This is a genomic window from Stenotrophomonas sp. ASS1 (assembly GCF_004346925.1).
In the GTDB taxonomy this organism is placed as follows: Bacteria; Pseudomonadota; Gammaproteobacteria; order Xanthomonadales; family Xanthomonadaceae; genus Stenotrophomonas; species Stenotrophomonas maltophilia_A.
Map to the genome: position 1 here is coordinate 3,593,932 of NZ_CP031167.1, position 13,908 is coordinate 3,607,839.

Consider the following 13,908-nt stretch of genomic DNA (forward strand, 5'->3'; position numbering starts at 1 on the left):
CCATAGTCGCCGGGCAGGGGGTCGGTTCACCTTGCCGGGTCGTGCCGGTCGCCGGCCGGCAACGTCGTCATCTCCGCCGGATTCCGCATGTGAAACGGGGTCGGAGCCCTTTCCCTGCGGAAAGGAATCCGACCCCGATCAGGTCGCCAGCAGTGGCCCCGGTCTCAGTCCTGCTGCGGGCCCAGCGCCGGGCCATCGTGCGACTCACCCTTGGCCACCAGGGTGGTAAGGGCCAGGTCGCCGGTCACGTTCAGCGCGGTACGGCACATGTCCAGGAAGTGGTTCACGCCCAGGATCAGGCCGATGCCCAGCGGGTTCACGCCCACCATCGCGCAGATCATCGCCACCACCGGCAGCGAGCCTGACGGCACGCCGGCCGTGCCGATGCCACCGAGGATGCAGACCGCCATCACCATGATCTGCTGGCCGATGCTCAGGTCCACGCCGAAGAACTGGGCCAGGAAGATCACCGTCACGCCCTCGAACAGCGCGGTGCCGTTCTGGTTGGCGGTGGCGCCCACGGTCAGCACGAAGCGCGACACGCGCTGCGGCAGGCCCATCTGGTCGGCCACGCGCAGCGCGGTCGGCAGGGTGGCGTTGCTGGAGGCGGTGGAGAACGCCATCACCGTCGCTTCCTGGGTATCGCGGAAGAACGACAGCGGCGAACGACCGGACAGCCATACGGCCGTACCGTAACTCACCACCATGTGCAGGCCGAGTGCCAACACCACCACGCCCACGTAGGCACCGAGGCGGATGATCAGCTCGAAGCCGAACAGCGCGGCCAAGTTGAACATGAAGCAGGCCACCGCATACGGGGCCAGGCGGATGACCAGGTTGATCAGGGTCATCGAGATTTCGAACACGCCTTCAATGGCGCGGCGCAGCGGCGCGACCTTCTCATCGTCGGTCAGCACCATGCCGATGCCGAACATCAGCGCGAAGAACATCAGCGACAGGATCGCGCCGTTGTCGGACGCGGCCTGCAGCACGTTGCTCGGCACGATCGACAGCAGCATGTCCATGCCCTTCGGCGTGCCGTGGATGCCCGCGACAATCTCCTTGCTGCGCTCGGCGTTCTCCGACAGCATCATCGCAGCGACCTGCGGGTCGACACCGACACCCGGCTTGAGCAGGTTCACCAGCACCAGCCCGATGCCCACGGCAATGCCGGACAGCAGCACGGTATAGGCCAGGGTCTTCCAGCCGATGCGGCCTAGGGCGCGGATGTCGCCCATCTCCGACACACCCATGATCAGCGCCGAGAAGATCAGCGGCACGATCAGCATGAAGATCAGGTTGAGGAACAGGCCCGACGCCGGGGTGGTGATGTAGTCCATTACCCACTTGGCACCGGCCTGCAGACCATCGACGCTGCCGCCCAGGGCGTGCACGATCAGTCCCAGGATCAGGCCGATCGCAAAGCCGATGCCCATCTTCCAATGCAGGGGCAACTTCTTCTTGTCGGCAGCAGCTGCTGTCATGCGCGGGTTTCCTCGAAAAATGAATGCACTCTAACAAAGCGCGCAAGCGGCGCCGGTTCAGGTTCGCCGCGTTGGATACAGCGGCGCCAGGCCAGTGTCAGCGGCGCCGGTAGCCGCCGACCAGTGCGGTCCGTCACGGAAGAGCTCGCGCAGACGCGCGCGCAGCGAGGCCAGGTCGCCCTGCCCGCCCCATCGGGCCTGTTGCAGCTCCTGCAGCACCTGGCGCTGGGCCGGGTCATCGAGCCGCGTGATCACCTGCTCGATACGTTCGACACCGGCCATCGCACACAGCTGCGCTTCCACCTGATCAAACCCTTCACCATCCAGCGCGCGGCGCAGTTCGGCCACGCCGGCACGTCCAGTCGCCACAGCCGGCACAGCGCCCTTGGCCGCCACGCGCGGGCGACGGCCTCGCTGCCAGCCCCACAACAGCGTCAGCAGCCACAGCAACGCCAGGCCGATGGCGGCGCCCATCCACGGCCATGGCCGCTCGGACAAACCACTGGCGCGCGGATCGGTCGCCGCGATACGGCTGTCCTGGCCATCGCCACCCGGCAGCACCGCATCGGTGTCGATCGGCGGCAGCGGTGCAGGTGACGCACTGCCTCCCCCGTTACCGGCCACCACGGCCAGCGTCAGGTCCGGCAGCTTCGCTTCCTGTGCCTTGCCATTGCGCACGTCCCACCACGGCAGGCGCGGCCCCGGCACCACCAGCGAACCTGGCTGGCGCGGCACGATCGAATAGCGGCGGGTGATCTTCAGCCGCGGCGTACTGCCATTGAAGGTCTCTTCGTACTGCGCAGGTTCGGCGAACACCTGCGCGGCGTTGCCGACGTCGGGCACCGGCAGATCGGTGAACTGCGCGCGGGTGGCGCCTTCGGCAATCGCCTCCACCACCACGTTGGCCGCCTCGCCGGTACGGGCGCTGGTCGGTGCACTGGTGTAGCGCAACTGCAGGCCCTGCAGCGGCAGCCATGGCTGCGGCGCCTGTGCCGGTTGCGCCTGCACCTGCAACGTGCGATCGGCGCCAGTGGCATTCATGCGCCCGTCGCCGCCGCCGAAGAAATCGTCGAAGAAGCCACCGGCACTGCGCCCGCTGAAGCGCGCACCGGCCAGCCGAAGTGCACCGCTGCGCTCGGGGATCAGCAGGAAGCGGCGCTCGACCACGTTGTAGCGGCGGCCGTTGACCTGTCGCACATCGGTGCGGTCATCGCCCACCCGCTGCAACGACGCGCCGGCCGGTGTATCCAGCACCAGTTCGCCGGAGGCCAGCTGCGAAGCGAAATACAACCGCACCACCACGCCTACGCTCTGCTGCACATACGGTGTCTCGTCATCGACAGCGGTTTCGATGAACGCCACCGCATTGCTGTCGGGACCGGCCACGGCAGCGGCATCCACCTGCAGGGTCAACGGTGCGGTACGTACGCTGCCCACCTGCAGGCCCGGCACCACCAGTGCACCGCTACGCCGTGGCGTGAGTGCCACGCCATACAGATTGCGCTGCTGCATGCTGCCGTTGCTCCACGCTACCTGGCGGCTGCTGGTCTGCCCGCTGAGGTCGAAGTCGGTGCGCAACGGTGTGAAGTCAGGGGCGCCCTGGTCGCTCTCGACGTTGAGCGTGACCGTGTCGCCCATCGCGATGCGGTCGCGGTCCAGCCACGCACGCGGCTGCGCCCAGGCCAGCAGCGGCAGCCACAGCAGCAGCGCCGCCAGTACCTGTCGGGGCCAGTGCCCGTGCATGTTGATCGCCCGCGTCATCGCCCTTCCCTCTTCCTGCGTTCGTTTTCCAGCTGGAACTTGGCCCGCAGCAATGCGCCCGGATCATCCGGCACGCGCCGCATCCACGCCTCCACCGCCTGCTGCTCCTCGCGTTGGCGTGGGGTGGTGCCGTCGCTGCCTGGAACGGGCATGCCATCCTGATCGCCTTTGCCCTCACGTGCCTGCTGCATGGCCTGCTGCATGCGCTGGCGCTGCTGCTCATCAGCCTGGGCCTGCGCCTTGGCATCCTCCACCTGTGGCGGCGCCTGCTGTCCATCGCGGCCGCGCTCGCCGGGCTGCGGGCTCGACTGGTTCTTGTCGTCACCGGGATTGGGCTGGCCCTGCTGACCCGACTGCGGCTGTCCCTGACCGGGATTCTGCTGGCCCTGCTGCGGCTGCTGGCCCTGCGGATTCTGCTGGCCCTGTGAATCGTTCTGCTGCTTCTGCTGTCCGTTCTGCGGTGGCTTCTGCTGATCCTGGCCTTTGCCACCCGACGGCTTGCGCTTGCGCGCGGCATCGACCACGGCACGGTTGGCGACCGCATCGGCCATGCCGGGATGCAGTGCCAGCGCGCGGTCGTAGGCGGCAATGGCTTCGTCGTAGTGGCCCTGGCGGGCCAGCGTATTGGCCAGGTTGTACCAGCCCGCATCGCTGTCGATGCCCTCGAACTGCTTGCGAGCACTGGCGAAATCACCGTTGCGGTAAGCCTGCGCACCTTCGGCCAGACGCTGGTGCTGCATCTGGTCGGCGCGCTTCCACAGCGTGCCCTGCGCCGGCGGTGCAGCCGGCACCGCAGGCGCCTGCGCCTGCACATCACTCATCCATGGCAGCAGGCCCACCGCCAGCACCGCCGCCAGCAGCGCGCGGCGACGGAAAGCGAGCAGCGCCAGCAGCATCACCGGTGGCAGCAGCCAGAACCCTTCATCACGCCATTGCTTGCCCTCGCCGGGCCGCTGCGCCGCAGTACCCTCGCGTGCATCAAGTACGCCCAGCGCACGCAGATCACTGTCATCGGTGGCGATGCGGGCATAGCGGCCTCCGCCTGCGGTCGCCACCGCACGCAGGCTGCCTTCATCCAGCGCGGCCTGGCGGATCTGCCCAGTGCCATCCCGGTACGCCGCACCGGCAGATGTGCCTAGCCCCAGTACCGACACCTGCATGCCGAGGCTGCGCGCCTGCGCTGCGGCCAGTGCCGCTTCATCATCCGCCTGATCGCTGACCAGCAGGATCTGCCCCCGCAATGCCCCGATCTGGCGCATCAACCGCGTCGCCCAGTCGATGCCACGGTCGGCGCGTTGTCCGTCGCGCGGCATCACATCCGGCGACAGCGCGTCCAGATACAGCGCGACGTTGCTGCCGTCATCGGTCAGCGGTGCCACGGTGTAGGCATCCTCGGCATAGACCACCAGGCCCACCTGGCCCCCCTGGCGGGCACGCAGCAGCTCGCCCACTTTCGCCCGAGCCTGCAGCAGGCGCGACGGCGGCAGATCGGTGGCATTGATCCGGCTGGACAGATCCAGCACGACCAGCAGCGGTGCGCTGGCCTGGAACATCGGTTGTGCCTGCTGCCGCCAACTCGGCCCGGCCATGGCCAACGCTGCCAAGGTCCAGCCCAGCAGCACGGCCCAGGGCAGGCGTGCACGGCGGCGCGTGCCCGCAGCCAGCAGATGCGGCAACAGGTGGGCATCCACCGCTGTTCGCCACACGTCGCTGCGCCGCTGCCGATACAATGCCACAGCGATGATCAACGGCAACGCCAGCAACGCCCACAGCCATTCCGGACGCAGGAAGTGCAGCGCGTTCCAGTCGGGAAGATTCGAAGCAAGCGCGATCATCGGCGACGCTCCGGCCACAGCCAGGCCAATGCGCCCAGCAGCAAGGCCAGGCCCAGCGGCCATGCATAGCGTTCCTCTCGCGGTCGCAGGCTTGGTCCCTTCGCAGCGATCGGCTCGAGCCGGTCCAGTTCGGCATAGATGCCGGCCAGCTGTGCAGTGTCGCGGGCGCGGAAGAACTGGCCGCCGGTCATGCTCGCGATCTTCTTCAAGGTAGCCTCGTCGACCGGATCCTGGTCGGCGGAAATGGGAATACCGAACAGGCGCATGCTGCCATCACCGCCAAAGGCGACGGTGTGGATACGCACACCTTCGGCACGCGCGACTTCGGCGGCACGCAGCGGTTCCAGCACGCCGGCATTGCTGACGCCGTCGGTCAGCAGAATCAGCACGCGCTGGCCTTCGGGCTGGCTGCGCAGGCGCTTCACCGCCAGGCCGATGGCATCACCGATGGCGGTCTCGCGCCCGGCCAGGCCGACCACGCTGTCGCGCAGCTGGTCGCGCACGCTGGCCAGATCGGCCGTAAGCGGCGTCAACGTGTAGGCGCGGTCGCCGAAGATCAGCAGACCGATGCGATCACCGGCGCGGCGATCGAGGAAGTCGGCCAGCACCGCCTTCGCGGCAGTGAGGCGATCCACCGCCTGCCCGCCCAGCACCATGTCGCCCTCGCCCATGCTGCCGGACACGTCCATCGCCAGCATCATCTGCCGGCCCTCCTGCGGCGGCGTGATTGCTTCACCCAGCTGTTGCGGGCGAGCCAGTGCGACGCACAGCGCGCACCAACCCAGCCACAACAGCAGCGTGCGCAGCCACGACACATCAACGCGGCCGCCACCGGACAGCGCTTGCAGTTCCGTCGCCGCATAGGGCACCCGCAGCGCAGCGCCGGGATCGGCACGACGCTTCCACCAGCGCATCAGCAACGGCAACGGCAGCGCCAGCAGGGCCAGCGGCCACGCCAGCTGCAGGTCCGGCCATGGCCAGTAACTTGCCAGCAGGTTCATCGGCGCCGCTCCAGCAGCATGCCCAGGTAGCGCTCGCGCGCCCAGCTGCGCAGCGCCGCCACATCGTTGGCGTCCACCCGTGGGCGATAGGCGCCTTCCGCCAGCAGACTGCGACGTGCCGCGGGCAGCGTGCCTTTCGGATCCACGCGCTGCCACCAGGCGTCATCGCGCAGGGATTCACTGCCGGGCTGCGCCTGGCGTGCGGCGCGACGCAGCAGTCCGGCGATGGCTGCCAGTTCCGCAGCAGCATCGGCGGTAGATGCCAGCTCCTGATCGAACAGCTGCAACCAGCGTTGGCGGCGACGGCGACGCTGCCACCAGAAGAAGACCGCCACCACCAGCAACAGCAGCACCACGCCGCCGATCATCAGATAGCCCGGTGCCGGCGGCCACCATGATGGGGCGGGTGGCACCTGCACATCGCGCAGCGGCAGGTTCGCGCTCATGCCGGCACCTCGGTCGGTAATGGCGCCAGCCAGGCATCACTGGGCGCGTCGGTGGACAGCACCTGCACATCGACGCGGCGCGCTCCCAGCTGGCGCCGCAGCTCCTGCAGCGGTTCAACGAAATGGGCCTGCCAATGAGCCTGGACCTCGCCGCGTCGCAGGTCGAGGCCGATGCGCTGCTGCAGGGTCTGGAACTGCAGCGCGGCTGACGGAGGCTGCAGTTCCAGTGGATCCACCAGCAGCACCAGACTGAGGTCGTGGTGCTGGGCCAGCGCACTCCAGCGCGCCGGCGGAATACGGATGGCCTGCTGCGGATCGGCCAGCACCAGCACACGTGCACCCGGGCGCAGGACGCGACCGGCATGGTCCAGCGCACGTTCCAGGCCAAGGTCATCGGCCGGGGGCTGCGCATACCAGCGGGTGAGCGCGTCCAGCACACGCAATACGCCGCGCGGGCCGCCTGCCGGTGCAATCGGTGGTTCACGGTCGCTGCCACGCAGGGCGCCGATGCGATCGCCGCGACGCTGCGCCGACCACGCGGCGACGGCGCCCGCGCGTGCAGCCTGCACCGATTTGAAGCGCACGCGGGTGCCGAAGTACAGGGCCGGCGAGGTATCGGCCACGATCAGGCTGACCCGCTCGCGTTCGGCCTGGAACAGCTTGGTATGGGCACGTCCGGTACGCGCGGTCACCCGCCAGTCGATATGCCGTGCATCATCACCGGCCACGTACTCGCGTGACTCGGCATATTCCATGCCACGCCCGCGCAGCGGCGACGGCGCCTGCCCGGCGTTGCCGGCGCGGCCACGGCGTGGCGGCGGCGGTCGCTGTGCAAGGCGGCGCAGCGCCACCAGTTCGGACAGTTGCGGGCGCAGCCCGTCACCGTCACTGACGGAGGAGGCGTGGTGCAGGGATGGATCGGTCATGCGCAGGCTCAGGGTGCCGGCACCCGGGCCAGCAGCTCCTGCACCAGGCGTTCGCCATCCCAGCCTTCAGCGGTGGCTTCATAGCTGGGCAGCACGCGATGGCGCAGCACGTCGGCGGCAACCGCACGCACGTCATCGGGGGTGACGAAATCGCGGCCAGCCAACCAGGCGCGCGCGCGTGCACAGCGTTCCAGCGCGATGGAACCGCGCGGGCTGGCGCCCCATGCAATGCGGCGGCCAAGGCCAGCGTCATAGCGCGACGGATCACGCGAGGCCAGCACCAGCTCGATCAGGTAGCGTTCCAGCGCCGGCGCCATGTGCAGGTCCAGCACTTCGCGGCGGGCATCGAACACATCCTGCATCGGCAGCTTTTCCGGCGCTTGTGCGGCTTCGCCCAACGCACCACGGGCTCGCTCGCGAGCCAGGCGCAGGATCTCCGATTCGGCGGCCTGGTCCGGGTAGCCGATGCGCACATGCATCAGGAAACGGTCCAACTGCGCTTCCGGCAGCGGGAAGGTGCCTTCCTGCTCGATCGGGTTCTGCGTGGCCATCACCAGGAACAGCGGCGGCAGCGCGTAGGTGTGGCGGCCCACGGTGACCTGGCGCTCGCCCATCGCTTCCAGCAGTGCCGACTGCACCTTGGCTGGCGCGCGGTTGATTTCATCGGCCAGCAGGATCGGATGGAAGATCGGGCCGGGTACGAATTCGAAGCGGCCTTCCTGCGGGCGCCAGATCTCGGTGCCGGTCAGGTCGGCCGGCAGCAGGTCCGGGGTGAACTGCACGCGGGCGAAGTCGGCCTCCAGGCGCGAGGCCAGCGCGCGGATCGCCGTGGTCTTGGCCAGGCCCGGAGCGCCTTCCACCAGCAGGTGGCCATCGGCCAGCAGCGCGATCAGCAGGCGTTCGACCAGCGCGGCCTGGCCGACGATCTCGGCCGACAATGCGTCGCGCAGCTGGCTGAAAGCGGCATGCAGGCGGGAGGTGGCCGGCGCGGACGGCGGCGAGACGGTTTCGGGCATCGGCGGTGGCAGGTTCATGGGGGCCTTTGACCGGCGCGGGACGGCACGGGTTCCCGACATCATCGCAGGGTGCCCTGCGAATGGCATCAAGAACGGCTGAACGGCCCATCCACGCATGGCGTGGATCTACTGGACATGGGCGGCGTGGATCTACTGGCGGAAACGCAGAAGGGCCGCGCAGGGCGGCCCTTCTGCGTTTCGCGGAGGCGCGGGCTCAGTTCTGCTTGGCCACGCGCAGCACCTTCGGGGTCACGAACACCAGCAGCTCGGCCTTGTCCTTGTTGCGGCCGCGCTTCTTGAACAGGTTGCCCAGAAACGGCACGTCGCCCAGGAACGGCACCTTGCTGATGCTGCTGCGGTCGGTGAACTCGTACACACCACCGATGACCACGGTCTGCCCATCCTCGACCAGCACCGCGGTGTTGACCTCACGGCGGTTGATCGACGGTACCGTGCCGTAGCCCTGCAGTTCGATCAGGCGGTCGACTTCGTCCTTCTTCACCTGCATGTTGAGGAACACGCGGTTGTCATTGGTGATGGTCGGAGTCACCCGCAGTTCCAGCACCACTTCCTTGAACTGCACGTTCGGGGTGGAACCGGCGCCACCGGCAGCACCGGTGCCGCTGATGGTGACGTAGCCGATTTCCTTGCCCTGCTTGATCATCGCCTCGCGCTGGTTGGTGGTGACCACGCGCGGGTTGGAGATCACCTCACCCCGCGACTCTTCCTGCATGGCCGACAGCTCCACGTCCAGCAAGTAGCCTGCGTTGAGGATCGACAGCGCCAGCGAACCCGGATTGCTGGCCGTAGCCACCGGCAGGTTCCAGTTCAGGCCACGCTTGATGGTCGGGCCGCTGGGAATCGGCGCCGGGCCGACGCTGCCACCGGCCTGCCACTCACGGACCGCCTTGGCGTTGGCCAGTGCGGTATCGACCTGCGACTTGCGGGTTTCCTCGTTGGCAGCGAGGCTGCCGCTGAAGTACACGTTGTCGCGGCTGCCGCTGATGCCGAACTTCGCACCCAGCTCGCGGGCGAAGGTGTCGGTCGCGATGACGATGCGGCTTTCGATCAGCACCTGGTCGACCGGGCGGTCGATCACGCTGATCAGCTCGCGCATGCGCGCGATCTTCTTCGGAATGTCGCTGATCATCAGCGTGTTGGTGCGCTCGTCGGCGACGATGCGGCCACGCCCGGACAGGAAGCCACTCTCCTCCTGCGACGAGCCGCCACCACCGCCATTGCCGCCACCACTGCCGCCACCGATGCCCTTGGCCTCGGTCAGCGCTTTGAAGATCTGCGTGGCGCTGTGGTAGTTGATCTGGACGTAATCGGTGACCAGGTCTTCGCGGTTCTCGATGGCGATGCGCGCGTCTTCCTTCTCCTGCTCGAACTTGGCCAGCTCAGCCTGCGGAGCGACCCAGATCACGCTGCCATCGCGACGCTTGTCCAGGCCCTTGGCACGCAGCACGATGTCCAGCGCCTGGTCCCACGGCACGTTGACCAGGCGCAGGGTCACATTGCCCTGTACCGAATCGGAAGCCACCACGTTGAGATTGGATTCCTCGGCGATCAACTGCAGCACGGTGCGCACCGGCACGTCCTGGAAGTTGAAGGTCACCGGCTTGCCGGTGAAACCGCGCTGACCAACAGCCTTGGCAGCCTGGGTGACGCTGCCGGCGGTGACTGCACCGACAGCGGCCGGCGCCTGCCGCGGGCTGATCTCGACCACGTATTCGTTGCCGCTCTGGTAGGCCAGTGATTCGACCGCACCGCCGGTGCTCAGCACCAGCTGGGTACCGGCACCGGACGGCTTGGCGTCGATGCGCTGCACCGGCGTGGCGAAGTCGATGACGTTCATCGGCTTCTGCAGGTTGGCCGGCAGTCGGGCGTTACCGACATCGACCACCACGCTGTTGCCCTGCGTACGCAGGTCCGGAACCGCGCCCTGGCCGTCGAACTGGACGATCAGGCGCCCGGCGCCATCATCGCCGCGCTTGAAATCGATCTTGGCCACCGACAGGCCGGCCGGCGCTGCCGCCGGTGCCACGGTGGCGCCCACCGGCTTTTCCGCCGGTGCGGCGGCCAGCGCCGGAGCGCAGGCCAGCATCAGCGCGACTCCCAACGCGCTGACACGGTTCAAGGTAAAGCGCCGGATGGGACGCAGCCCCTTGGCTTGGTGAAAGGTCATCGTGCTATCCCCAGTAAACGATCATTGATCTTCAAGCGAGAGCGTCGCCGGCCGTTCCAGCCAGCCGCCCGCGCCATCCGGCACCAGTTCGATCAGCTCCACGTGGTCTTCGAAGACCGCCGTGACCCGCCCGTCGCTCTGCCCCAGGTAGCCGCCCGGGCGTACCCGGTAGGTCACCTTGTCCGGCCCCATCACCAGCGCCACGGTGGCGGCTCCGGTGCCGATGGTGCCGACCATGTCCAGTGCGTCCAGCGGGAAGCCTTCCAGCGGCTCCTTGCGCCGGTTCGGATCCGGACGCAATCCGCCATTCCCCTGCTGCGGATTGGTCCAGGCATCGGTGAACGGATCGCGCAGACCCTGTGCGGAGTATTCGAAGGTTTCGAACTGCTGCATCACCGGCAGCGGCTCCAGCGGCTGCGCCGGTCGCGCACGCTCGCCTTCCACCCACTTTTCAAGATTCGGTGCATCACCCGGCGTGCTGGTCACATCGCGGCCGCACGCGGCCAGCATCAGCACGACGGCAGCCATCCCACAACGCGCAAAGAGGGAACGGATCACTTCTTCTCCTCCTTGCCGGCGTCAGCCGCCTGCTGTGCCTGCACCTCGGTCTCATCCAGATAGCGATAGGTCTTGACCGTGCCGGACAGCTCCAGCGCACCGCTGCGGGCGTTGCCGCTGGTCTTGTCCTTGGGCTTGAGGTTGATGTCGTGCATGGTCAGGATGACCACGCGCGGCAGCGACGCCACGCCACTGACGAAGGCACCGAACTGGTGGTAACTGCCCACCATGCGCAGCTTGATCGGCTTCTCGGCGTAGAACTCCTTGACCTGCTCCTGCTCCGGCTCGAACAGCTCGTTGGTCAGGCCGCTGGACAGCGCAGTCTGCGAGATGTCGATGATCAGGTCCGGCATTTCGGTCTTGCTGGGCAGCTGCCGCAGCATCTGCTGCAGCACCTGTTCCATCTGTGCCAGCTGCTGCTTCAGCGGCGCCAGGTTCACCGCACGCTCCTGCTGCTTGGTGAACTCCGAACGCAGCTCGACTTCCTTCGATTCCAGGCCGGCCAGTTCCTCGCGCTTGCCACTGATCAGCAGCATCCACGCCACGAACATGATCACCAGCGCCAACAGCGAGCAGAAGACGATCTTGGCCTTCTGCGGCCAGTTGCCGATGTCGTTGAAATCCAGGTTCTTCAGATCGATTTTCTGGCTCATGCGCGATCCCCCTGCAGCGGGGCGTTGAAGGCCTGCGGCGGCTGCGCCAGGCGGCTGCCCTCGGGCTTCGGCGCAGGCTTTGCAGCCGGGGCTGCCGGCTGGTTCGGCGTAGCCGGGGCCGGGGTGGCAGCAGGTGGGTTGACCGGCGCGGCGGCGGGTGCGGGTGCAGCCGGTGCAGCAGCGGGCTGGCCTGCGGCCGGTGCAGCAGGTGCCGCTGCATCCGGGCCGGCTGCAAGCGGTGCCACTGCGGGCGGAGCCGGCGTTGCCACCGAACCATCGGCGTTGAGGCCTGGCGTACCGGCCACTTCCTCACTCTGTGCCGGCAGCTTCACCTTGACCACGAACACATAGGGCAGCGCCTTGATGTCGGCCAGCGGGCCCACCTTGCCGTCCTTGTCCTTCTCGGGATCACGCGCTTCGATGATCGACAGTTCCGGGTTGGTCATCCAACCGGAGGTCTCCAGGTTGCGCATGTACGCCGAAACACGGGCATTGGACTGGGTACGGCCTTCCAGGGTCAGCACGTCGCCTTCCTGCTTCAGCGCGGTCAGCACCAGGCCATCGGGAATCGTGCGCACCAGCGCATCGAACAGGTGCACCATCTGCGAGCGCTTGGCCTGCAGTTCCTCGATCACCTTCTTGCGGGCCAGCAGGCGTTCCTTCTGCGCGTCGAGGCGGTCGATCTCCTTGTTCTGTTCCTTGACCTTCTCGATCTCGGCTTCCAGATAGGCGTTGCGGTCCATCTGGCCGCTCACCTGGCGGTCGTAGTAGAACCAGATCACCAGCGACAGCAGCAGGCCACCGATCGCGGCCATGCCCAGCATTGCGTAGAACTCGCGCTGGCGTTGCTTGCGCCGCTCGGCGCGCCAGGGCAATAGATTGATGCGTGCCATCAGTCGAAGCTCCTCAGCGCCAGACCGGTTGCGATCATCAGCGCGGGGGCATCCTGGGCCAGCGCATGCGCGTTCACCTTCGGCCCCAGGGTCATCTGCGCCAGCGGGTTGGCGACCACGGTCGGCACGCCCAGCTGTTCCTCGACCATTTCCGGCAGACCGCCCAGCACGGCGCAGCCGCCGGCCAGCACGATGTGATCAACGCGGTTGAACTCGCTGCCTGCGTAGAAGAACTGCAGCAGGCGGCTGATCTGCTGGACCGTGGCTTCCTTGAACGGCTCCAGCACTTCCATCTCGTAGCTTTCCGGCAGCCCGCCCTGGCGCTTGGCCAGGCCGGCTTCCTCGTAGCTCAGGCCGTAGCGGCGCATGATCTCGTCGGTCAGCTGCTTGCCACCGAACACCTGTTCGCGGCTGTACAGGCTGCGGCCGCCGCGCAGGACATTGAGGGTGGTCATGGTGGCACCGATGTCGACCAGCGCGACCACACCCTCGATGGATACCGGCAGCTCGCTGGCGACCAGGGCATAGGCGTTCTCGACCGCGAAGGCCTCCACGTCCATCACCTTGGCCTGCAGGCCACCCAGCTCCAGCGCCGACTGGCGCAGTTCCACGTTCTCCGAACGCGACGCGGCCAGCAGCACCTGGACCATCTCCGGGTTGTTCGGGATCGCCCCGATCACCTCGAAGTCCAGGTTCACTTCCTCGATCGGGTACGGAATGTAGTTGACCGCTTCCAGCTCGATCTGGGCTTCCATGTCGTTCTCGTCGAGCTCGGCCGGCATCGGGATCACCTTGGTGATCACCGCCGACCCAGCGACGGCGGCAGCGGCCAGCTTGGCCTTGCTCCCCGAGCGGTTCATCGCGCGGCGGATGGCCTCACCCACGGCCTCCACTTCCACGATGTTCTTCTCCACCACCGCATTCGGCGGAAGAGGTTCCACAGCGTAATGTTCCACACGAAAACGATTGCCACTGCGGGACAGCTGCAAAAGCTTTACCGCAGTCGAACTGATGTCGACGCCTACAAGCGGCGACTGACTTTTTGGGATGAGCCCCACGGTTTCTCCCCTGCCGACGGGCACTTGGACGCAAGACCTGCGCCCGAGCATTAATAACGTATTCTTAGCAAATGGCAACGGCCCTGCTG

At 67.4% G+C, this 13,908-nt stretch carries 12 protein-coding genes; all 12 read right to left on the reverse strand.

Features of this window, described 5'->3' with window-relative positions:
* Positions 1 to 164 precede the first annotated feature (164 nt).
* A complete protein-coding gene (locus tag MG068_RS16690) occupies positions 165 to 1,484 on the reverse strand; it encodes a dicarboxylate/amino acid:cation symporter (protein WP_071229165.1) in 1,320 nt (439 codons plus the stop codon).
* A 57-nt stretch (positions 1,485 to 1,541) separates the two neighbouring features.
* The gene (locus MG068_RS16695; RefSeq protein ID WP_132810704.1) at positions 1,542 to 3,245 is read right to left on the reverse strand and encodes a BatD family protein; all 1,704 of its coding nucleotides are present in this window, start codon (positions 3,243 to 3,245) and stop codon (positions 1,542 to 1,544) included.
* Positions 3,242 to 5,080 carry a VWA domain-containing protein gene (locus tag MG068_RS16700; protein ID WP_132810705.1) on the reverse strand — a complete coding sequence of 613 codons (1,839 nt, stop codon included), beginning with the start codon at positions 5,078 to 5,080 and terminating at the stop codon, positions 3,242 to 3,244. The genes MG068_RS16695 and MG068_RS16700 overlap by 4 nt, the downstream gene beginning before the upstream one ends.
* Positions 5,077 to 6,081, reverse strand: a complete 1,005-nt coding sequence (locus tag MG068_RS16705) for a vWA domain-containing protein (RefSeq protein ID WP_132810706.1) — start codon at positions 6,079 to 6,081, stop codon at positions 5,077 to 5,079. Before MG068_RS16705 ends, MG068_RS16700 begins: the two co-directional genes overlap by 4 nt.
* Positions 6,078 to 6,527 (reverse strand): DUF4381 family protein, encoded by a 450-nt coding sequence (locus tag MG068_RS16710; RefSeq protein ID WP_132810707.1) that lies wholly within the window; start codon positions 6,525 to 6,527, stop codon positions 6,078 to 6,080. The genes MG068_RS16705 and MG068_RS16710 overlap by 4 nt, the downstream gene beginning before the upstream one ends.
* Entirely contained in the window at positions 6,524 to 7,453 is a 930-nt protein-coding gene (locus MG068_RS16715; protein ID WP_132810708.1) for a DUF58 domain-containing protein, read from the reverse strand. Before MG068_RS16715 ends, MG068_RS16710 begins: the two co-directional genes overlap by 4 nt.
* Positions 7,454 to 7,461: 8 nt before the next feature.
* Positions 7,462 to 8,487 carry an AAA family ATPase gene (locus MG068_RS16720; RefSeq protein WP_032127852.1) on the reverse strand — a complete coding sequence of 342 codons (1,026 nt, stop codon included), beginning with the start codon at positions 8,485 to 8,487 and terminating at the stop codon, positions 7,462 to 7,464.
* A gap of 196 nt (positions 8,488 to 8,683) precedes the next feature.
* Entirely contained in the window at positions 8,684 to 10,657 is a 1,974-nt protein-coding gene (locus MG068_RS16725) for a type IV pilus secretin PilQ (RefSeq protein ID WP_049422631.1), read from the reverse strand.
* 21 nt (positions 10,658 to 10,678) lie between these two features.
* Positions 10,679 to 11,185: a pilus assembly protein PilP gene (locus MG068_RS16730; protein ID WP_010484064.1), complete on the reverse strand. Its 507-nt coding sequence runs from the start codon at positions 11,183 to 11,185 to the stop codon at positions 10,679 to 10,681.
* A gap of 26 nt (positions 11,186 to 11,211) precedes the next feature.
* Entirely contained in the window at positions 11,212 to 11,868 is a 657-nt protein-coding gene (locus tag MG068_RS16735; RefSeq protein ID WP_049400744.1) for a type IV pilus inner membrane component PilO, read from the reverse strand.
* The gene (locus MG068_RS16740; protein ID WP_132810709.1) at positions 11,865 to 12,761 is read right to left on the reverse strand and encodes a PilN domain-containing protein; all 897 of its coding nucleotides are present in this window, start codon (positions 12,759 to 12,761) and stop codon (positions 11,865 to 11,867) included. Before MG068_RS16740 ends, MG068_RS16735 begins: the two co-directional genes overlap by 4 nt.
* On the reverse strand, positions 12,761 to 13,819 hold the full coding sequence (locus MG068_RS16745; protein WP_010484061.1) for a pilus assembly protein PilM: 1,059 nt from the start codon (positions 13,817 to 13,819) through the stop codon (positions 12,761 to 12,763). The genes MG068_RS16740 and MG068_RS16745 overlap by 1 nt, the downstream gene beginning before the upstream one ends.
* Between the last annotated feature and the right edge of the window lie 89 nt (positions 13,820 to 13,908).

What these genes read in the sequence shown, in the direction of transcription:
- MG068_RS16690 (WP_071229165.1), bottom strand. Translation starts at nt 1,484, where the DNA reads ATGACAGCAGCTGCTGCCGACAAGAAGAAGTTGCCCCTGCATTGGAAG.
- MG068_RS16695 (WP_132810704.1), bottom strand. Translation starts at nt 3,245, where the DNA reads ATGACGCGGGCGATCAACATGCACGGGCACTGGCCCCGACAGGTACTG.
- MG068_RS16700 (WP_132810705.1), bottom strand. Translation starts at nt 5,080, where the DNA reads ATGATCGCGCTTGCTTCGAATCTTCCCGACTGGAACGCGCTGCACTTC.
- MG068_RS16705 (WP_132810706.1), bottom strand. Translation starts at nt 6,081, where the DNA reads ATGAACCTGCTGGCAAGTTACTGGCCATGGCCGGACCTGCAGCTGGCG.
- MG068_RS16710 (WP_132810707.1), bottom strand. Translation starts at nt 6,527, where the DNA reads ATGAGCGCGAACCTGCCGCTGCGCGATGTGCAGGTGCCACCCGCCCCA.
- MG068_RS16715 (WP_132810708.1), bottom strand. Translation starts at nt 7,453, where the DNA reads ATGACCGATCCATCCCTGCACCACGCCTCCTCCGTCAGTGACGGTGAC.
- MG068_RS16720 (WP_032127852.1), bottom strand. Translation starts at nt 8,487, where the DNA reads ATGAACCTGCCACCGCCGATGCCCGAAACCGTCTCGCCGCCGTCCGCG.
- MG068_RS16725 (WP_049422631.1), bottom strand. Translation starts at nt 10,657, where the DNA reads ATGACCTTTCACCAAGCCAAGGGGCTGCGTCCCATCCGGCGCTTTACC.
- MG068_RS16730 (WP_010484064.1), bottom strand. Translation starts at nt 11,185, where the DNA reads ATGGCTGCCGTCGTGCTGATGCTGGCCGCGTGCGGCCGCGATGTGACC.
- MG068_RS16735 (WP_049400744.1), bottom strand. Translation starts at nt 11,868, where the DNA reads ATGAGCCAGAAAATCGATCTGAAGAACCTGGATTTCAACGACATCGGC.
- MG068_RS16740 (WP_132810709.1), bottom strand. Translation starts at nt 12,761, where the DNA reads ATGGCACGCATCAATCTATTGCCCTGGCGCGCCGAGCGGCGCAAGCAA.